Annotated in this window: 18 protein-coding genes; all 18 read left to right on the plus strand. The window is 70.9% G+C overall.

Features of this window, described 5'->3' with window-relative positions:
- Positions 1 to 25 precede the first annotated feature (25 nt).
- The 18 genes from IE94_RS0122620 (at position 26) to IE94_RS0122705 (ending at position 19,702) form a co-directional block, all read left to right on the plus strand.
- Positions 26 to 1,318 (plus strand): homoserine dehydrogenase, encoded by a 1,293-nt coding sequence (locus IE94_RS0122620; RefSeq protein ID WP_030187217.1) that lies wholly within the window; start codon positions 26 to 28, stop codon positions 1,316 to 1,318.
- 6 nt (positions 1,319 to 1,324) lie between these two features.
- A complete protein-coding gene (gene thrC, locus IE94_RS0122625) occupies positions 1,325 to 2,383 on the plus strand; it encodes a threonine synthase (protein ID WP_030187220.1) in 1,059 nt (352 codons plus the stop codon).
- Positions 2,384 to 2,722: 339 nt separating this feature from the next.
- Positions 2,723 to 3,652 carry a homoserine kinase gene (gene thrB, locus IE94_RS0122630; protein WP_030187223.1) on the plus strand — a complete coding sequence of 310 codons (930 nt, stop codon included), beginning with the start codon at positions 2,723 to 2,725 and terminating at the stop codon, positions 3,650 to 3,652.
- Between the two features lie 429 nt (positions 3,653 to 4,081).
- Positions 4,082 to 6,157, plus strand: coding sequence for a transcription termination factor Rho (gene rho, locus IE94_RS0122635; protein ID WP_030187226.1), 2,076 nt, complete (start codon positions 4,082 to 4,084; stop codon positions 6,155 to 6,157).
- Between the two features lie 212 nt (positions 6,158 to 6,369).
- A complete protein-coding gene (locus IE94_RS0122640; RefSeq protein WP_030187229.1) occupies positions 6,370 to 8,160 on the plus strand; it encodes a trypsin-like serine protease in 1,791 nt (596 codons plus the stop codon).
- 346 nt (positions 8,161 to 8,506) lie between these two features.
- The gene (locus IE94_RS0122645) at positions 8,507 to 9,655 is read left to right on the plus strand and encodes an LCP family protein (protein WP_030187231.1); all 1,149 of its coding nucleotides are present in this window, start codon (positions 8,507 to 8,509) and stop codon (positions 9,653 to 9,655) included.
- 124 nt (positions 9,656 to 9,779) lie between these two features.
- A complete protein-coding gene (rpmE, locus tag IE94_RS0122650; protein WP_030187235.1) occupies positions 9,780 to 10,001 on the plus strand; it encodes a 50S ribosomal protein L31 in 222 nt (73 codons plus the stop codon).
- 109 nt (positions 10,002 to 10,110) lie between these two features.
- A complete protein-coding gene (gene prfA / locus IE94_RS0122655) occupies positions 10,111 to 11,187 on the plus strand; it encodes a peptide chain release factor 1 (RefSeq protein ID WP_030187239.1) in 1,077 nt (358 codons plus the stop codon).
- Positions 11,188 to 11,216: 29 nt separating this feature from the next.
- Positions 11,217 to 12,062 (plus strand): peptide chain release factor N(5)-glutamine methyltransferase, encoded by an 846-nt coding sequence (prmC, locus tag IE94_RS0122660; protein WP_030187242.1) that lies wholly within the window; start codon positions 11,217 to 11,219, stop codon positions 12,060 to 12,062.
- A gap of 56 nt (positions 12,063 to 12,118) precedes the next feature.
- A complete protein-coding gene (locus tag IE94_RS0122665) occupies positions 12,119 to 12,766 on the plus strand; it encodes an L-threonylcarbamoyladenylate synthase (protein ID WP_030187245.1) in 648 nt (215 codons plus the stop codon).
- The gene (locus IE94_RS0122670; protein WP_030187248.1) at positions 12,763 to 13,443 is read left to right on the plus strand and encodes an arsenate reductase/protein-tyrosine-phosphatase family protein; all 681 of its coding nucleotides are present in this window, start codon (positions 12,763 to 12,765) and stop codon (positions 13,441 to 13,443) included. The genes IE94_RS0122665 and IE94_RS0122670 overlap by 4 nt, the downstream gene beginning before the upstream one ends.
- 94 nt (positions 13,444 to 13,537) lie before the next feature.
- Positions 13,538 to 14,794 carry a serine hydroxymethyltransferase gene (locus IE94_RS0122675; RefSeq protein ID WP_030187250.1) on the plus strand — a complete coding sequence of 419 codons (1,257 nt, stop codon included), beginning with the start codon at positions 13,538 to 13,540 and terminating at the stop codon, positions 14,792 to 14,794.
- Between the two features lie 130 nt (positions 14,795 to 14,924).
- Positions 14,925 to 16,238, plus strand: a complete 1,314-nt coding sequence (locus tag IE94_RS0122680) for an MraY family glycosyltransferase (RefSeq protein WP_030187253.1) — start codon at positions 14,925 to 14,927, stop codon at positions 16,236 to 16,238.
- A 261-nt stretch (positions 16,239 to 16,499) separates the two neighbouring features.
- Positions 16,500 to 16,934 (plus strand): Cg1360 family ATP-synthase-associated protein, encoded by a 435-nt coding sequence (locus tag IE94_RS0122685; RefSeq protein ID WP_030187255.1) that lies wholly within the window; start codon positions 16,500 to 16,502, stop codon positions 16,932 to 16,934.
- Positions 16,935 to 17,159: 225 nt separating this feature from the next.
- A complete protein-coding gene (gene atpB, locus IE94_RS0122690; RefSeq protein WP_030187257.1) occupies positions 17,160 to 17,981 on the plus strand; it encodes a F0F1 ATP synthase subunit A in 822 nt (273 codons plus the stop codon).
- Between the two features lie 73 nt (positions 17,982 to 18,054).
- Positions 18,055 to 18,285, plus strand: a complete 231-nt coding sequence (gene atpE, locus IE94_RS0122695) for an ATP synthase F0 subunit C (protein ID WP_024884520.1) — start codon at positions 18,055 to 18,057, stop codon at positions 18,283 to 18,285.
- Positions 18,286 to 18,326: 41 nt separating this feature from the next.
- Positions 18,327 to 18,881: a F0F1 ATP synthase subunit B gene (locus IE94_RS0122700; RefSeq protein WP_030187263.1), complete on the plus strand. Its 555-nt coding sequence runs from the start codon at positions 18,327 to 18,329 to the stop codon at positions 18,879 to 18,881.
- 5 nt (positions 18,882 to 18,886) lie between these two features.
- Positions 18,887 to 19,702: a F0F1 ATP synthase subunit delta gene (locus tag IE94_RS0122705; RefSeq protein WP_030187268.1), complete on the plus strand. Its 816-nt coding sequence runs from the start codon at positions 18,887 to 18,889 to the stop codon at positions 19,700 to 19,702.
- The last annotated feature ends 18 nt before the right edge of the window (positions 19,703 to 19,720 follow it).

A 19,720-nucleotide genomic window follows, 5' to 3' on the forward strand; every position in this document is an offset into this window, starting at 1 on the left:
AGACGGTATGAGGAAACGAGGTCGGATGATGCGTACGCGTCCGCTGAAGGTGGCGCTGCTGGGCTGTGGAGTGGTCGGCTCAGAGGTGGCGCGCATCATGACGACGCACGCCGCCGACCTCGCCGCCCGGATCGGCGCCCCGGTGGAGCTCGCGGGGGTCGCCGTACGGCGGCCCGACAAGGTGCGGGAGGGGATCGACCCGGCCCTCGTGACCACGGACGCCACCGCGCTCGTCAAGCGGGGGGACATCGACGTCGTCGTCGAGGTGATCGGGGGGATCGAGCCCGCCCGTACGCTCATCACCACCGCCTTCGCGCACGGCGCCTCCGTGGTCTCCGCCAACAAGGCGCTCATCGCCCAGGACGGCGCGGCCCTGCACGCCGCCGCCGACGAGCACGGCAGGGACCTGTACTACGAGGCCGCCGTCGCCGGTGCCATCCCGCTGATCCGGCCGCTGCGCGAGTCGCTGGCCGGCGACAAGGTCAACCGGGTGCTCGGCATCGTCAACGGGACGACCAACTTCATCCTCGACGCGATGGACTCCACGGGCGCCGGGTACCAGGAGGCCCTGGACGAGGCCACCGCCCTCGGGTACGCCGAGGCCGACCCGACCGCCGACGTCGAGGCCTTCGACGCCGCCGCCAAGGCCGCCATCCTCGCCGGGATCGCCTTCCATACGCGCGTGCGCCTCGACGACGTCTACCGCGAGGGCATGACCGAGGTCACCGCCGCCGACTTCGCCTCCGCCAAGGAGATGGGCTGCACCATCAAGCTGCTCGCCATCTGCGAGCGGGCGGCGGACGGGGGATCGGTCACCGCACGCGTGCACCCCGCGATGATCCCGCTCAGCCACCCGCTGGCCAATGTGCGCGAGGCGTACAACGCGGTGTTCGTGGAGTCCGAGGCCGCCGGTCAGCTCATGTTCTACGGGCCCGGTGCCGGCGGCTCCCCGACCGCCTCCGCCGTGCTCGGCGACCTCGTCGCCGTCTGCCGCAACCGGATCGGGGGCGCCACCGGTCCCGGCGAGTCCGCGTACGCCGCCCTGCCCGTCTCCCCGATGGGCGACGTCGTCACGCGCTACCACATCAGCCTCGACGTGGCCGACAAACCGGGCGTGCTCGCCCAGGTCGCGACCGTGTTCGCGGAGCACGGTGTCTCCATCGACACCGTGCGGCAGTCCGGCAAGGACGGCGAGGCATCCCTCGTCGTCGTCACCCACCGCGCGTCCGACGCCGCCCTCGGCGGTACGGTCGAGGCGCTGCGCAAGCTCGACACCGTGCGGGGTGTCGCCAGCATCATGCGGGTTGAAGGAGAGTAACCAGCAATGACCCACCAGTGGCGCGGAATCATCGAGGAGTACCGGGACCGGCTGCCCGTCTCCGACAGCACGCCCGTCGTGACGCTCCGTGAGGGCGGCACCCCGCTCGTGCCCGCGCAGGTGCTCTCCGAGCGCACGGGCTGCGAGGTCCACCTCAAGGTCGAGGGGGCGAACCCGACCGGGTCCTTCAAGGACCGCGGCATGACCATGGCCATCAGCAAGGCGAAGGAGGAGGGGGCGCAGGCCGTCATCTGCGCGTCCACCGGCAACACCTCCGCCTCCGCCGCCGCCTACGGCGTGCGTGCGGGCATGGTCTCCGCCGTGCTCGTGCCGCAGGGCAAGATCGCGCTCGGCAAGATGGGCCAGGCCCTCGTGCACGGCGCGAAGATCCTCCAGGTCGACGGCAACTTCGACGACTGCCTCACGCTGGCCCGCGCGCTCAGCGACAACTACCCCGTGGCGCTGGTCAATTCGGTCAACCCGGTACGGATCGAGGGGCAGAAGACGGCCGCCTTCGAGATCGTGGACATGCTCGGCGACGCGCCCGACATCCACGTCCTCCCGGTGGGCAACGCGGGCAACATCACCGCGTACTGGAAGGGCTACAAGGAGTACGCCGCCGACCGGGTCAGCGCCAGGACGCCCCGCATGTGGGGGTTCCAGGCCTCCGGCAGCGCCCCGATCGTGCGCGGCGAGGTCGTCAAGGACCCCTCCACCATCGCCACCGCCATCCGCATCGGCAACCCCGCCTCGTGGGACTTCGCGCTCGCCGCGCGGGACGAGTCGGGCGGCGCCATCGACGAGGTGACGGACCGTGAGATCCTGCGCGCCTACCGGCTGTTGGCCTCCCAGGAGGGCGTCTTCGTGGAGCCCGCGTCCGCCGCGTCGGTGGCCGGTCTGCTGAAGGCGGCGGAGCAGGGCAAGGTCGACCCGGGGCAGCGCATCGTGTGCACCGTCACCGGCAACGGGCTGAAGGACCCGGACTGGGCCGTCGCGGGCGCCCCGCAGCCGGTCACCGTCCCGGTCGACGCGGCGACGGCGGCCGAGCGGCTCGGCCTGGTCTGAGCGGCTCGGCCCGGTCCGGGCGCCGCATCCGTGCGACGCGACCGGCGTAAGAGGGCGTAAGCGACGCCCGGCCGGGAAGGTCACTCACCAGGGGTTGCACAGGGGGCTTACGACACGCATCGTGCGCCTCCTGTGCGCCCTATGTCGCCACGGAACCTTCCTTCGATAGGCTGTACCTAACCCGCCCGCCGCATATGCCGCGGCGCCGCGCCGTCCCCGCGGTCGCGCCCAGGGTTCTGTACGTCATCGTCATCGAATGTCAATCGACAGTCACGGCAGTCACGGCAGTCAGTCACGGCAGTTCCCACAGTCACGCAGCTCAAGGAGAGTCATCGAGCGATGGCCGGTCCAGCGTTCCGCGCCGCCGCCGTCAGGGTGCGCGTCCCCGCCACCAGCGCCAATCTCGGTCCGGGCTTCGACGCCCTCGGCCTCGCGCTGGGTCTCTACGACGACGTGGTCGTCCGGGTGGCCGACTCCGGGCTGCACATCGACATCGCGGGTGAGGGCAGCGAGACCCTCCCGCGCGACGAGAAGCACCTCCTCGTCCGCTCCCTGCGCACCGCCTTCGACCTGCTCGGCGGACAGCCGCGCGGCCTGGAGATCGTCTGCGCCAACCGCATCCCGCACGGCCGCGGCCTCGGCTCCTCCTCCGCCGCCATCTGCGCCGGCATCGTCGCCGCGCGGGCGGTGACCATAGGCGGCGAGGCCCGCCTCGACGACGCCGCGCTGCTCGACCTCGCCACCGAGATCGAGGGCCACCCGGACAACGTGGCGGCCTGTCTGCTGGGCGGATTCACCCTGTCCTGGATGGAGTCCGGCGCCGCCCGGGCGATCAGGATGGAGCCTTCCGATTCCATCGTTCCGGTGGTTTTCGTGCCCGGAAAGCCGGTCCTGACCCAGACCGCGCGCGGACTGCTCCCGCGCAGCGTCCCGCACGTCGACGCAGCCGCCAACGCCGGTCGCGCCGCACTGCTCGTCGAGGCCCTCACCCGGCGCCCCGAGCTGCTGCTGCCGGCCACCGAGGACCGCCTGCACCAGGAGTACCGCGCGCCGGCCATGCCGGAGAGCGCGGCGCTGGTGGAACGGCTGCGCGGCGACGGCATCCCCGCGGTGATCTCGGGTGCCGGGCCCACCGTGATGGCCCTGGCCGACGCCGACACGGCCGACAAGGTCGAGGCGCTGGCGGGAACGGACTGGGCGGCCAACCGGCTCGGCCTGGACCAGCAGGGCGCGTGCGTCCTGCCCCTGGCGACCGCCAGTGACACCTGACGCGGACGGTTGCCGGATTTCGAGAGGGGGAATGTTTGTTGGATCCGGTAGTGTTAACCTCAAGTCTGCACCCGACCCCACCATGGCGAGGTGCCTCGTGTCCCCGTCCGGGACAGACATTCTTCCGGGAGCCCCCCAAGCCGCATTGTGCAGTGGATGCCGTACGTGATCAGTACGGCCGACACGGGCGCTGAGCGGCCCGCCGGTGGGGTTTACCCCCGCTGGGGGAGTTTCGGAACCGGTGCGACCACGCCGCATGACACTGACACCGGGTGCCACGGCTAGGGGAAGCGCCATCACCAGATATCTCTTCCGCCGTTCAGGCGGACCACCGCCCCGGCACGGTTCACACAGCAAGGACCGAAGCCGGACAGCACAACCGGTCGCCGAGCCAGACAGGCCGACGTCCGCTCCAGGGAAGGACCCTTCGTGAGCGACACCACCGATCTGATGGGCGCACGTGTCGAGGAGACCGCTGCCGCGCCCGCCACGGACGCCTCCGCGCCTGCCACCGGTGCCGGCTCCCGGCGGCGCCGCGGTACCGGCCTCGACGGCATGGTGCTGGCCGAGCTGCAGCAGGTCGCCTCCGGCCTCGGCATCAGGGGCACCGCGCGGATGCGCAAGAGCCAGCTGATCGAGGTCATCAAGGAGGCGCAGGCCGCGGGGGGCTCGCCCGCCAAGGCCGCGGCCGCCGCGGACACCGCCGGCGAGACCAAGCCGAAGCGCCGCAGCACCTCCCGGACCCGTACGGGCGACGAGGCACCCGCCGAGAAGGCGGAGAAGGCCGGCAAGGCCGACAAGAAGGCGGACAAGGCGGCCGCCGACAAGGCCGCCCAGCAGCAGATCGAGATCCCCGGTCAGCCGTCCCCCAAGGTCAACGTCTCGGCCGAGCAGGCCGCCCCCGCCGACGACGCCCCCTCCGAGCGCCGTCGTCGCCGGGCCACCGCCGACGCGGGCAGCCCGTCCGCCGCCACCGAGACGGTGGCCGTCGAGACCCGCACCGAGCCGAAGGCGGACGCCTCGGCCGCGCAGCAGACGCAGGGCCAGGGCGACGCCCGTTCCGACGCCGAGGGCGGCGAGGGCCGCCGTCGCGACCGCCGTGACCGTGGCGACCGCGGTGACCGTGGCGACCGTGGCGACCGCGGTGGCCGCGACCGGCGCGGCAAGGGCGACGACCAGCAGAACCAGGGCGGCGGCCGCCAGGACCGTCAGCAGCAGGGCGGCGGCGGACGCCAGGACCGCCAGCAGCACGACGACGGTTACGACGACGACGGCAGCGGCCGTCGCGGCCGTCGCGGCCGCTACCGGGACCGCCGGGGCCGTCGCGGGCGCGACGAGATCCAGGAGCCGCAGATCAACGAGGACGACGTCCTCATCCCGGTCGCCGGCATCCTCGACATCCTCGACAACTACGCGTTCATCCGGACCTCCGGCTACCTGCCCGGCCCCAACGACGTGTACGTCTCCCTCGCCCAGGTCCGCAAGAACGGGCTGCGCAAGGGCGACCACCTCACCGGTGCCGTGCGCCAGCCCAAGGAGGGCGAGCGCCGCGAGAAGTTCAACGCGCTGGTGCGCCTGGACTCGGTCAACGGCATGGCCCCCGAACACGGCCGCGGTCGGCCGGAGTTCAACAAGCTGACGCCGCTGTACCCGCAGGACCGCCTCCGCCTGGAGACGGACCCGGGCGTCCTCACCACCCGCATCATCGACCTCGTCGCGCCGATCGGTAAGGGCCAGCGCGGTCTGATCGTGGCCCCGCCGAAGACCGGCAAGACCATGATCATGCAGGCGATCGCCAACGCGATCACGCACAACAACCCCGAGTGCCACCTGATGGTCGTCCTGGTCGACGAGCGTCCGGAAGAGGTCACCGACATGCAGCGGTCGGTGAAGGGCGAGGTCATCTCCTCGACCTTCGACCGCCCGGCCGAGGACCACACCACGGTCGCCGAGCTGGCCATCGAGCGCGCCAAGCGCCTGGTGGAGCTGGGTCACGACGTCGTCGTGCTGCTCGACTCGATCACGCGTCTGGGCCGTGCGTACAACCTCGCCGCCCCGGCCTCGGGCCGCATCCTGTCCGGTGGTGTCGACTCGACCGCCCTGTACCCGCCGAAGCGCTTCTTCGGTGCGGCCCGCAACATCGAGGACGGCGGTTCGCTGACCATCCTCGCCACCGCCCTGGTGGACACCGGGTCCCGCATGGACGAGGTCATTTTCGAGGAGTTCAAGGGCACCGGCAACGCCGAGCTCAAGCTCGACCGGAAGCTCGCCGACAAGCGCATCTTCCCGGCGGTGGACGTCGACGCGTCCGGCACCCGCAAGGAAGAGATCCTGCTCGGCAGCGACGAGCTCGCCATCACCTGGAAGCTGCGCCGCGTGCTGCACGCGCTCGACCAGCAGCAGGCGATCGAGCTGCTCCTCGACAAGATGAAGCAGACCAAGTCGAACGCCGAGTTCCTGATGCAGATCCAGAAGACGACCCCGACGCCCGGCAACGGCGACTGAGCCACCGCCGGTCGGCTCGCCGTACGGAAGTCCCGCTTCGTCACCAGGGTGACGGGGCGGGACTTCCGGCTTGTGGGGCTTGTAGGATCAGCGCACCGCAGTGGGGGGGAACGTATTTTCGGATACGCCCACAGGGTGATCAGTGCCGCCTTCACGGGCCCGCACCCAAGGGCTGTTCTCTCCTGCCTGCGTCTACGCGACAGGAGACCTGAGTGACATCTACCCCTCGAAGAGCCCGCCTGGCTCTTCCCGCGGCCACCGCCGCACTCGCCCTGTCGGGCGCGGTCCTCGCGGCCGTCCCCGCCCAGGCGTCCGACGGGACCCCCGTCCCGCCCCGGCCGGCCGCCACCGAACGGCCCGCCACCGCGTCCCACGCCGAGCTGGCGCAGCGCGCCCAGGACTCCGGGGCCGCCCTCAGGAACGGCACCGCGACCGCCCCCGACGCGCAGCCGGATGCCGCGCCGAGCACCGAGGCGCCGTCGGGCCGGATCGACCCGAAGATCATCGGCGGCCAGGACGCGACGATCTCCGAGGCGCCGTGGATGGTGCAGCTGCACTACTACGACGACAAGGGCAACGCCGACCCCGCCGACGACGAGGGCTACTTCTGCGGCGGCACCCTGGTGGCCCCGGCGAAGGTCCTGACCGCCGCGCACTGCGTGTACGGCCTGGACTGGACGGAACACGGAACCGTCGTCGCCGGCACCGCCCAGCTGCCCGACCAGACGGGCCTGCACGGCGGCCGGGTCGCCGGGGTGTGGCGCCAGTGGATCAACCCCACGTACCGGCCCAGCAGCACCTCGGGCGGTGACCTGGCGGTGCTCACGCTGACCGAGGCGCTGCCGTACAAGACCCTGCGGCCCACGACGAGCGGCGACACCGCCTCCTACGCCAACGGGACCCCGGCGACGGTCTACGGCTGGGGGCGCACCAGCTCCACCAGCCAGGAGATCTCGCCGACGCTGCGGAAGGCGACCGTGCCGATGCGCTCGGACGCCTCCTGCACCTCGTACTGGGGCTCCGACTTCGTGCCCGGCCAGATGGCCTGCGCCGGTGACCCGGCCTCCGGCCAGGACGCCGGTACGGTCTCCCCGTGCAACGGCGACTCCGGCGGCCCGCTCGTGGTCAACGGCCGTATCGCCGGTGTGGTGTCCTGGGGCGTCAAGGACTGCGTCGCCTCGGGCGCCTACGCCGTCTACGCCAAGGTCAGCTCCTACGTCGGCGAGGTCAACTCCCGCGTCGACGACACCGACCTCGACTTCGACGGCCTGGCGGACCTGTTCGCACGCACCCCCGGCGGGGAGGCGTACGAGTACTACTCCGTCGGCGACAAGGCGCCCTACCTGGCCGACCGCCTCTCGCTCGGCGACTGGGGCGGGGTGAACCTGGTGCGCCAGGGCGACCTGGACCGCGACTTCTACCAGGACTACGTGTACCGCGCCTCGGACGGCGTGCTGTACACCCTCGCCTTCGACGGGGTCGACAGCTACCGGTCGATCCGGGTCGGCGGCGGCTGGAACGCGATGAAGGACCTCCGCGTCCCGGGCGACCTCTCCGGCGACGCCCTGCCCGACCTGGTCGCCAAGGACAAGGACGGCGTCCTGTGGCTCTACCCCGGCAAGGGCGACGGCACGTTCGGCAGCCGCGTCCGGATCGGCGGCGGCTGGGCCTCCTTCACGATCACCGGCAAGGGCGACTACAACCGCGACGGCAGGCCCGACCTGCTGGCGCGGGACGGCTCGGGCGTCCTGTGGCTGTACCCGGGCACCGGGAAGGCCGCGCCGGCGTTCGGCAGCCGGGTCAAGGTCGGCGGCGGCTGGAACGCCTACGGCGCCTTCACCACCGCCGGTGACCTCACCGGTGACGGCAGGCCCGACCTGCTGGCCCGCGACAGCTCCGGTGTGATGTGGCTGTACAAGGGCACCGGCGCCTCGGGCACGGCCACGTTCAAGACCCGTGTCCGGGTCGGCGGCGGGTGGAACGCGTTCAACCTCTTCGGCTGAGCGAACGACCCCCGCGGGGCCGCCTCCACTCCGGGGGCGGCCCCTTCGCCGTTCACCGGGCCCCGGGCTGCGAGCTTCGCCACACGCCGCGGCCCGGCCGGTGCCCCGGCGGCTCCGGACCGGTGTCCGCGGATCCCCAGGTCAGCGCGGCGAGCCCGGGCCGGGCGAACACGCTCCGTCACCGTTTCCCCATCGCGTCGCCACAGACCGTTGTGCAACCCTGTCCCGAGTTCCGCCGTCCGAGCTACGGGGGGACCATGGTGAGGTACCGGCGCCGAACCGCCGGAGCCGACCGACCCGACCCTGAGCGCAGGGGGTAACCGACCGGACGAACACCGAGGAGCCCATGTCCGCCCAGAGCACGCCGGATCCTGCGATACCCGGCCCCGGCCAGTCCCGTACCACCGGACCCGGTCACCGGGGCAAGGGCCGCCGCCGCAGGCCCAGAGCCAAGCGGCGCAAGGCCCTGCTCGTCGCGGCCTGGAGCGCCGCGGGCATCGTGGTCCTGGGCGGCACCGGAGCCGGAGTCCTGTACTTCAAGCTCAACGGCAACCTCACGAGCGTCGACATCAACCAGGCGCTCGGCGCCGACCGGCCGGAGAAGGCCGACAACGGCTCCGAGAACATCCTGGTCCTCGGCTCCGACACCCGTTCCGGCGGCAACAAGAAGCTCGGCGGCGGCACCGACGACGGCACCGCCCGCTCGGACACCGCGATGATCGTGCACGTCTACAAGGGCCACAAGAAGGCCAGCGTGGTCTCCATCCCGCGCGACACCCTCGTCGACCGCCCCGACTGCACCGGCACCGACGGCGGCGACCACCCCGCCGCCGACGGCGTGATGTTCAACTCCGCCTACTCCACCGGCGGCGCCGCCTGCGCCGTGAAGACCGTCGAGTCGCTCAGCGGCCTGCGCATGGACCACTACCTGGAGGTCGACTTCAGCGGCTTCCAGAACCTCGTCGACGACCTCGGCGGCGTCCGGGTCACCACCACCGCGGACATCAAGGACCCCGACAGCCACCTCGACCTCCGGGCCGGCACCCACCGGCTCGACGGCGAGCAGGCCCTCGGCCTGGTCCGCACCCGGCACGGCGTCGGCGACGGCTCCGACCTCGGCCGCATCCAGCTCCAGCAGGCCTTCGTCAAGGCCCTGGTCGACCAGGTCAAGCACGTCGGGCTGCTCGGCAACCCCAAGAAGCTCTACGACATCGCCGACACCGCCACCAAGACCGTCACCACCGACTCCGACCTGGGCTCCGTGAACTCCCTGATGTCCTTCGCGAGCGGCCTGAAAGGCATCGGCGCGGGCAACATGCACATGGTCACCATGCCGGTGGTCTACGACCCCGCCGACGCCAACCGCGTCCTGGTCGAGAAGGACAAGGCCCAGCAGGTCTTCACGGCCCTGAAGAACGACCGCCCGATCCCCGGGGCGGCCACGCGGGGCACCGCCACCGGTGAGGCCAAGGGCGTCGTCAACACCGGGGAATAGATCACCCCGCCCCCCGGTTTTGGGGGATGGCGCCAGTCCTGGCAGACTGGTACGTCGGCTCCGGTTCACGCTCCCGCATCCCGCGGCTGCGACCCGGCGCCCTCCCGGAACAGTAGGAGACACCTTGAAGCGCGAGATCCACCCCGAGTACGTCGAGACGCAGGTCAGCTGCACCTGTGGCGCGTCGTTCACCACCCGCAGCACCATCCAGTCCGGCACCATCCGGGCCGAGGTCTGCTCCGAGTGCCACCCGTTCTACACGGGCAAGCAGAAGATCCTCGACACCGGTGGCCGCGTGGCCCGCTTCGAGGCCCGCTTCGGCAAGGCTGCCGGCTCCAAGAAGTAGCGAGCCCCCAATCGCCGGTCCACGGCCGCATCCCCTCCCCGGGGAGCGCCGGGACCGGCGTTTTTGGTCGCCCGCCTTCCCCTTCCCAAGCAGCAAGCAGGAGCCCAAGATGTTCGAGGCCGTCGAGGAACTCGTCGCCGAGCACGCCGACCTGGAGAAAAAGCTCGCCGACCCGTCGGTCCACTCCGACCAGGCCAACGCGCGCAAGCTGAACAAGCGGTACGCCGAGCTGACCCCGATCGTCGCCACGTTCCGCTCCTGGAAGCAGACCGGCGACGACATCGAGACCGCGCGCGAGTTCGCGGCCGACGACCCGGACTTCGCCGCCGAGGTCAAGGAGTTGGACAAGCAGCGCGACGAGCTCACCGAGAAGCTGCGCCTGCTGCTCGTCCCGCGCGACCCCAGCGACGACAAGGACGTCATCCTCGAGATCAAGGCGGGCGCGGGCGGCGACGAGTCGGCGCTCTTCGCCGGCGACCTGCTGCGCATGTACCTGCGGTACGCCGAGCGGGTCGGCTGGAAGACCGAGATCATCGACGCCACCGAGTCCGAGCTGGGCGGCTACAAGGACGTCCAGGTCGCCGTGAAGACCAAGGGCGGCCAGGGCGCCACCGAGCCCGGCCAGGGCGTCTGGGCGCGGCTGAAGTACGAGGGCGGCGTGCACCGCGTGCAGCGGGTGCCCGCGACCGAGTCCCAGGGCCGGATCCACACCTCCGCGGCGGGTGTCCTGGTGACCCCGGAGGCCGAGGAGATCGACGTCGAGATCAACCCCAACGACCTCCGCATCGACGTCTACCGGTCCTCGGGCCCCGGCGGCCAGTCCGTCAACACCACCGACTCCGCCGTGCGCATCACGCACATCCCGACCGGAGTCGTCGCCTCCTGCCAGAACGAGAAGAGCCAGCTGCAGAACAAGGAGCAGGCGATGCGTATCCTGCGCTCCAGGCTGCTCGCGGCGGCGCAGGAGGAGGCGGAGAAGGAGGCCGCGGACGCCCGGCGCAGCCAGGTCCGCACCGTCGACCGCTCCGAGAAGATCCGCACGTACAACTTCCCGGAGAACCGCATCTCGGACCACCGTGTCGGCTTCAAGGCGTACAACCTGGACCAGGTCCTGGACGGCGACCTCGACTCGGTGATCCAGGCCTGCGTCGACGCGGACTCGGCTGCCAAGCTCGCCGCCGCCTAAGCCCCCGTACGACTGCCCGGAGGACCAGCGTGAACCTGCTGCTCATGGAGGTGGCCCAGGCCACCCAGCGGCTGGCCGACGCCGGCGTGCCCTCGCCGCGCACCGACGCGGAGGAACTCGCGGCGTACCTGCACGGCGTCAAGCGGGGCGAGCTGCACACCGTGCCGGACGCGGACTTCGACGCCCGGTACTGGGAGGTCGTCGCCCGGCGCGAGGCACGCGAGCCGCTCCAGCACATCACCGGCCGCGCCTACTTCCGCTACCTGGAACTCCAGGTCGGCCCCGGCGTCTTCGTGCCCCGCCCCGAGACCGAGTCGGTCGTCGGCTGGGCCATAGACGCGGTGCGCGCCATGGACGTCGTCGAGCCCTGCATCGTCGATCTGTGCACCGGCTCCGGCGCCATCGCGCTCGCCCTCGCCCAGGAGGTGCCGCGCTCGCGCGTGCACGCCGTGGAGCTGTCCGAGGACGCCCTGGTGTGGACCCGCAGGAACATGGAGGGGTCCAGGGTCGACCTGCGCCAGGGAGACGCCCTGACGGCCTTCCCGGACCTCGACGGCCAGGTCGACCTGGTCGTCTCCAACCCGCCGTACATCCCGCTCACCGAGTGGGAGTACGTCGCCCCCGAGGCCCGGGACCACGATCCCGAGCTGGCCCTGTTCTCCGGCGAGGACGGCCTCGACCTGATCCGCGGCCTGGAACGCACCGCGCACCGGCTGCTGCGCCCCGGCGGCGTGGTCGTCGTCGAGCACGCCGACACCCAGGGCGGCCAGGTGCCGTGGATCTTCACCGAGGAGCGGGGCTGGGCCGACGCGGCCGACCATCCCGACCTCAACAACCGCCCCAGGTTCGCGACCGCCCGCAAGGCCCTGCCGTGAGCGACCGCACCCCGCTGACTTCGATCCCGCAGTACGTGTACGAGGAGGCCCGCTAAATGGCACGGCGATACGACACCAACGACGCGACCGACCGAGTGACCGGTCTGCGCGAGGCCGCCTCCGCCGTCCGCCGTGGCGAGCTCGTGGTGCTGCCGACGGACACCGTGTACGGCATCGGCGCCGACGCCTTCACCGCGGAGGCCGTCGGTGACCTGCTGGAGGCCAAGGGGCGGGGCCGCAACATGCCCTCCCCGGTCCTCATCGGCTCGCCCAACACCCTGCACGGCCTGGTCACGGACTTCTCCGAGATGGCCTGGGAACTGGTCGACGCCTTCTGGCCCGGCGCGCTGACCCTGGTCGCCAAGCACCAGCCGTCCCTCCAGTGGGACCTGGGCGAGACCCGGGGCACGGTCGCTGTCCGCATGCCGCTGCACCCGGTCGCCATCGAGCTGCTCACCGAGGTCGGCCCGATGGCCGTCTCCTCCGCCAACCTCACCGGCCACCCGGCCCCCGAGGACTGCGACGCCGCCCAGCAGATGCTCGGCGACTCCGTCTCCGTCTACCTCGACGGCGGTCCGACCCCCGGCATCGTCCCGTCGTCCATCGTCGACGTCACCCGCGAGGTGCCGGTCCTGCTGCGCGCGGGCGCGCTGTCGGCGGAGGAGCTGCGCAAGGTGGTACCCGACCTCGAGGTGGCGAATTGACGGCCCCTGGGACGGGGCGTGGCATAGGCAACGGGGAACGCGCCGCGGAGATCACGACCACGTTCGTCGGACTTCCGCGCGACAGCTTCCGCATCCTCCACGTCAGCACCGGAAACGTCTGCCGCTCGCCCATCACCGAGCGGCTGACCCGGCACGCGGTGCAGGAGCGGCTCGGTGTGCTGGGCGGCGGCCTGATCGTGGAGAGCGCGGGCACCTGGGGCCATGAAGGCGCCCCCATGGAGGCGAACGCCGAGACGGTCCTCACGGACTTCGGCGCCGACCCCGCCGGTTTCACCGGCCGCGAGCTGCTCGACGAGCACGTGATCCGCGCCGACCTGGTGCTCACCGCGACCCGCGACCACCGGGCCCAGGTCATCTCCATGGGCCACTCGGCGGGTCTGCGCACGTTCACCCTGAAGGAGTTCACCCGCCTGGTGAACGCCATCGACCCGGCGACGCTGCCTCCCCTGGAGGACGGCGTGGTCACCCGCGCCCGCGCCCTGGTCCGCGCGGCCGCCGCGCTGCGCGGGTGGCTCCTGGCACCCACGGTGGAGGCGGACGAGGTGTACGACCCGTACGGCGCCCCCCTGACCTTCTTCCGGTCGATCGGCGACGAGATACACCAGGCCCTGGACCCCGTGGTGACGGCGCTGACGGGGGTCCCCGCGCGGGCGTGAGGCGTGGGCGGTTCCCGGGCGGGTGTGAGGCGGGGTGGGGCTTGCGGGCCTACATTGGTCGTACGTCACCGTCGACGCATGCCCGGAGCGCATCATGTCGGTCACCCACGACATCATCGAGGCCGATGACAGCTCGCTCGGCGTCCTGCTGCGCCAGGACCCCGAGCTGGCCGAGATCCTGTTCGCCGAAGGCCGTCGGCAGTCGACGACCCTCCAGCTGATCGCCGCCGAGAACTTCACCTCCCCCGCCGTGCTGGCCGCCCTCGGCTCGCCGCTGGCCAACAAGTACGCCGAGGGCTACCCGGGCGCCCGCCACCACGGCGGCTGCGAGATCGTCGACGTCGCCGAGCGGCTGGCGGCGGAGCGGGCCCAGGCGCTGTTCGGCGCCGAGCACGCCAATGTGCAGCCGCACTCCGGCTCCTCCGCCGTGCTGGCCGCCTACGCCGCACTGCTGCGCCCCGGCGACACCGTCCTCGCGCTGGGCCTGCCCCACGGCGGCCACCTCACCCACGGCTCGCCGGGGAACTTCTCCGGCCGCTGGTTCGACTTCGTCGGCTACGGCGTGGACGCGGAGACCGGACTGATCGACTACGACCAGGTGCGCACCCTGGCCCGCACCCACCGACCCAAGGCCATCGTGTGCGGCTCCATCGCCTACCCCCGCCACATCGACCACGCCGCCTTCCGCGCCATCGCCGACGAGGTGGGCGCCTACCTCATCGCGGACGCCGCGCACCCGATCGGCCTGGTCGCCGGGGGAGCGGCGCCCAGCCCGGTGCCGTACGCCGACATCGTCTGCGCCACCACGCACAAGGTGCTGCGCGGACCCCGCGGCGGCATGATTCTTTGCGGAAGCGAACTGTCCGAGCGGGTCGACCGGGCCGTCTTCCCCTTCACCCAGGGCGGGGCCCAGATGCACACCATCGCCGCCAAGGCCGTCGCCTTCGGCGAGGCGGCGACCCCCGCCTTCGCCGCCTACGCCCACCAGGTGGTCGCCAACGCGCGGGCGCTCGCGGCCCACCTGGCGGCCGAGGGCCTGGTCGTCACCACCGGCGGCACGGACACCCACCTGCTCACCGTCGACCCCACCCCGCTCGGCGTCGACGGCAAGGCCGCACGCGGACGGCTGGCGGCGGCCGGGATCGTCCTGGACTGCTGCGCGCTGCCGCACGGCGACGCCCGGGGGCTGCGCCTGGGCACGGCGGCGGTGACCACGCAGGGCATGGGGGAGCGGGAGATGCGGGCGGTGGCCACGCTGCTCGCGGGGGTGCTCAGGGGAGACACGGAGGCCACCGCGGCACGCGACGACGTACGGGATCTGGTCACGGAGTTTCCCCCGTATCCGGAATGAGGCAGGGTAGGCGCACACGCGTGCACAGCCACACGTGCAACCATCGTCGCTACCCGGAAGTCCTCATCCATATGCCTGCATGGCTAGGCTGTGAGGCCGGGAATGGCCAGCGAGACCTGTGGGGAAGCCCGTGCGTGAATACCTGCTGACGCTCTGCGTCACGGCCGCGGTGACGTATCTGCTGACGGGGCCGGTACGGAAGTTCGCGATCGTGGCGGGGGCGATGCCGGAGATCCGGGCACGTGACGTGCACCGGGAACCCACTCCGCGGCTCGGCGGGATCGCCATGTTCTTCGGGCTGTGCGCGGGCCTGCTGGTCGCCGACCACCTGACCAACCTCCACCAGGTCTTCGAGAAGTCCAACGAGCCGCGGGCACTGCTCTCCGGCGCCGCCCTGATCTGGCTGATCGGTGTGCTGGACGACAAGTTCGAGATCGACGCCCTGATCAAGCTGGGCAGCCAGATGATCGCGGCCGGCGTGATGGTGGTGCAGGGTCTGACGATCCTGTGGCTGCCCATCCCCACCGTGGGCACGGTCGCGCTGACCCAGTGGCAGGGCACCCTCCTGACGGTGGCCCTGGTCGTGGTGACCATCAACGCGGTCAACTTCGTGGACGGCCTCGACGGTCTCGCGGCCGGCGTGGTGTGCATCGCGGCGGCCGCGTTCTTCATGTACGCCTACCGGATCTGGTACTCGTACGGCATCGAGGCAGCGGCGCCCGCCTCGCTGTTCGCGGCGATCCTGATGGGCATGTGCCTGGGCTTCCTGCCGCACAACATCCACCCCGCGCGCATCTTCATGGGCGACTCGGGCTCGATGCTGATCGGCCTGGTCCTGGCGGCGAGCGCGATCTCCATCACCGGCCAGGTGGACCCGGACAGCCTCTTCGGCGGCTCCGAGCGCAACACCGTGCACCAGATGGTGCCGGTCTACATCCCGCTGCTGATGCCGCTCACCATCATCGCCATCCCGGCCGCCGACCTGATCCTGGCGATCGTGCGCCGGACCTGGCGCGGCCAGTCGCCGTTCGCGGCGGATCGGGGGCACCTGCACCACCGGCTGCTGGAGATCGGCCACTCGCACAGCCGCGCGGTGCTGATCATGTACTTCTTCTCGGCGCTGATCGCGTTCGGCGCGCTCGCCTACTCGGTGAACGCGGCGTCGATGTGGATCGTGCTGGGCGTCGTCTTCCTCAGCGCGATCGGCCTGGTGCTGCTCCTGCTGCCGCGCTTCACCCCGCGCGCCCCCCGGTGGGCCGAGAGCTTCGTTCCGCCGCGCTACCGGCGCCGTCGCCGGACGGCCGCCGTCACCGCGGGCGAGGGCGCGGACGAGGGCGAGGACGGCGCCGAGGCCGTCGCGGACGAGGAACGGGTTCCGGTCACCGCGGGCGTCTCCGGCGTCAACGGGGCGACCGCCGTCGGGTCTCGTACGCGTACCAGGTGAGAGCGGAAAATGCCGCAATACCAGACAAGTTGGCGTCGTGACTGCACAGACGCGCACGGTCACTCTCACGTGTGACAGCAAGCACACCCAGAGGTAAAGACCTCATCAAATAGTTTGTGATACGGTTCACGAGTATCCCCCGGGTAGAGCCCAAGGACCGTAGTGCGACGGTCTCTTGTACGTCAGGACCTCGTCCGGCTCGGGGCTACGCTCGTCCATGACGACACCTGCCCCCTGTGTGTTGAAAGCGGAGTTGCCGCCATGCCGTCCAATGACGTCCGGATCCTGCTTCAGGCTGCCGTGCCCACGGCTGCCGTCGGCGCTGTAGCCGCCGTCGTCAGCGCCGTGGTCGCCGGCGGCAAGGGCGCGGTCGGAGCCGTCGTCGCGACCGTGGTTGCGATGCTCTTCATGGGAATCGGCCTCTACGTCCTGCAGCGCACCGCCAAATCGCTTCCGCACCTGTTCCAGGCGATGGGCCTGATGCTCTACGCGGCACAGATCCTGCTGCTGTTCGTCTTCCTCGCCGCGTTCAAGAACACGACGCTGTTCAACCCCCGGTCCTTCGCGATCACCCTGGTCGCCGTCACGCTCGCGTGGATCGCCGCGCAGACGCGGGCGCACATGAAGGCCAAGATCCTTTACGTCGAACCCGAACCGAAGGGCGAAAAGCCCGAAAAGACGGGTCACTCGTCGTGAGGGGTAGGGCCGCGATAAAGAGGCATGTGAAGTCCTGCTATCGTCCGGTGCCAACTGCGGCATCGCGGGCGCGGGCATCTCGGCTGACGCCTGTTGAATCGCGAGGCGAGATGCCCCACAGCCGCCCCCACATCCGTAACACCAGTCCCGTGCCGAACAGCGGCCCCGCGCCGCGCCGACACAACGAGGTTGCCGTATCCATGCGCCACGCTGAAGGAGCCCGCGGTGAGTGCTGACCCGACGCAGGTGCTCGCCTTCGAGACCGACTGCCACATCTTCGACGGCTGTGGCTTCCCGGCTCCCGGCCTGCACTCGTTCCTGTTCGAACCCCTCTGGGGCGACGCGGACAGCAACCTGTACTTCAACAAGCCGATGCTGCTGGCCCTGCTCGGTTCCATTGTCATCGTCGGCTTCTTCTGGGCAGCCTTCCGCAAGCCGAAGGTCGTGCCGGGCAAGCTGCAGATGGTCGCCGAGACCGGTTACGACTTCATCCGCCGAGGCGTCGTCTACGAGACGATCGGCAAGAAGGAAGGCGAGAAGTACGTCCCGCTGGTCGTCTCGCTCTTCTTCTTCATCTGGATGATGAACCTCTGGTCGATCGTCCCGGTCGCCCAGTTCCCGGTGACGTCGATCATCGCCTACCCGGCAGTGATGGCCGCCATCGTCTACGTCCTGTGGGTCTCGCTGACGTTCAAGCGCCACGGCTTCGTCGGCTTCTTCAAGAACGTCACGGGGTACGACAAGTCCCTGGGTGCTGTCCTGCCGCTGGCCATGCTCATCGAGTTCTTCTCGAACCTGCTGGTCCGGCCCTTCACACACGCGGTGCGGCTCTTCGCCAACATGTTCGCGGGCCACACGCTGCTGCTGCTCTTCACGATCGCCAGCTGGTACCTGCTGAACGGCATCGGCATCGCCTACGCCGGGGTCTCGTTCGTGATGACGATCGTCATGACGGCCTTCGAGCTCTTCATCCAGGCACTTCAGGCGTACGTCTTCGTGCTCCTCACGTGCACGTACATCCAGGGCGCGCTCGCCGAGCACCACTGAGCGTCCCGCACCACACCCCCTGATCGTCCGGTGGCCAACCCCCACCGGTCCGTAAAGAAAAGGAAGAACTGGCATGTCCCAGACCCTTGCCGCTGTTTCCGGCTCGCTCGGCTCCATCGGTTACGGCCTCGCTGCCATCGGCCCCGGCGTCGGCGTCGGCATCATCTTCGGTAACGGCACCCAGGCCCTCGCCCGTCAGCCCGAGGCGGCCGGCCTGATCCGCGCCAACCAGATCCTCGGCTTCGCCTTCTGTGAGGCGCTCGCGCTGATCGGTCTGGTCATGCCGTTCGTCTACGGCAAGTAATCGCGGATCAACTTCCCGCCGACTAGACGAAAGGCAAACCCATGAGCCCGATGCTCCAGATCGCGGCCGAGGAGATGGAGAATCCCCTCGTTCCGCCGATCCCCGAGCTCGTCATCGGCCTGATCGCCTTCGTCATCGTCTTCGGCTTCCTCGCCTGGAAGCTCCTCCCGAACATCAACAAGGTTCTGGAAGAGCGTCGCGAGGCCATCGAGGGCGGTATCGAGAAGGCCGAGGCCGCGCAGACCGAGGCCCAGAGCGTCCTCGAGCAGTACAAGGCCCAGCTCGCCGAGGCCCGTCACGAGGCCGCGCGACTGCGCCAGGAGGCGCAGGAGCAGGGCGCCACGCTCATCGCCGAGATGCGCGCGGAAGGCCAGCGGCAGCGTGAGGAGATCATCGCCGCCGGTCACGCCCAGATCCAGGCCGACCGCAAGGCCGCCGCGTCCGCGCTGCGCCAGGACGTCGGCAAGCTGGCCACCGAGCTGGCCGGCAAGCTGGTCGGCGAGTCCCTCGAGGACCACGCCCGCCAGAGCCGTGTCATCGACCGCTTCCTGGACGAGCTGGACGACAAGGCGACGAAGGCAGAGGCAGCCCGGTGAGTGGGATGCACGGAGCGAGCCGCGAGGCCCTGGCTGCCGCACGCGAGCGTCTCGACGCGCTGACGGACTCCACGTCCGTGGACGCCGGCTCGCTCGCCGACGAGCTGGCCGCCGTCACCGCGCTGCTCCACCGCGAGGTGTCGCTGCGTCGGGTCCTCACCGACCCGGCGCAGTCGGGCGAGGCCAAGGCCGAGCTCGCGCAGCGTCTCCTCGGCACCCAGGTCAGCGGCCCGGCCGTCGACCTGGTGGCCGGCATGGTGCGCAGCCGCTGGTCGCAGTCCCGCGACCTGGTGGACGCGCTGGAGGAGCTGGCGGACACCGCCGACCTCACCGCCGCCCAGAAGCGGAGCCGGCTCGACAACGTCGAGGACGAGCTGTTCCGGTTCGGCCGGATCGTCTCCTCCGACACGGAGCTGCGCGCCGCGCTCACCAACCGGTCGGCCACCACCGCGGCCAAGGGCGAGCTGCTGAGCAGCCTGCTCGGCGGCCGGGCGGAGCGGACCACCGAGCGTCTGGTGACGCGCCTTGTCACCGCACCGCGGGGACGTAGCCTGGAGTCGGGACTGGAGTCCCTGTCCAAGCTCGCCGCCGATCGTCGGGACCGGATGGTCGCCGTGGTCACCTCGGCGGTGCCGCTGAGCGACACGCAGAAGCAGCGCCTCGGCGCGGCCCTCGCGAAGGTCTACGGCCGTCCGATGCACCTCAACCTCGACGTGGACCCCGAGGTCCTCGGCGGAATCCGGGTGCAGGTCGGTGACGAGGTCATCAACGGCTCCATCGCGGACCGCCTGGAGGACGCCGGCCGCCGGCTGGCGAGCTGACGCCTCCCGCGACGGCAG

This window comes from Streptomyces violaceorubidus, from assembly GCF_000717995.1.
In the GTDB taxonomy this organism is placed as follows: domain Bacteria; phylum Actinomycetota; class Actinomycetes; order Streptomycetales; family Streptomycetaceae; genus Streptomyces; species Streptomyces violaceorubidus.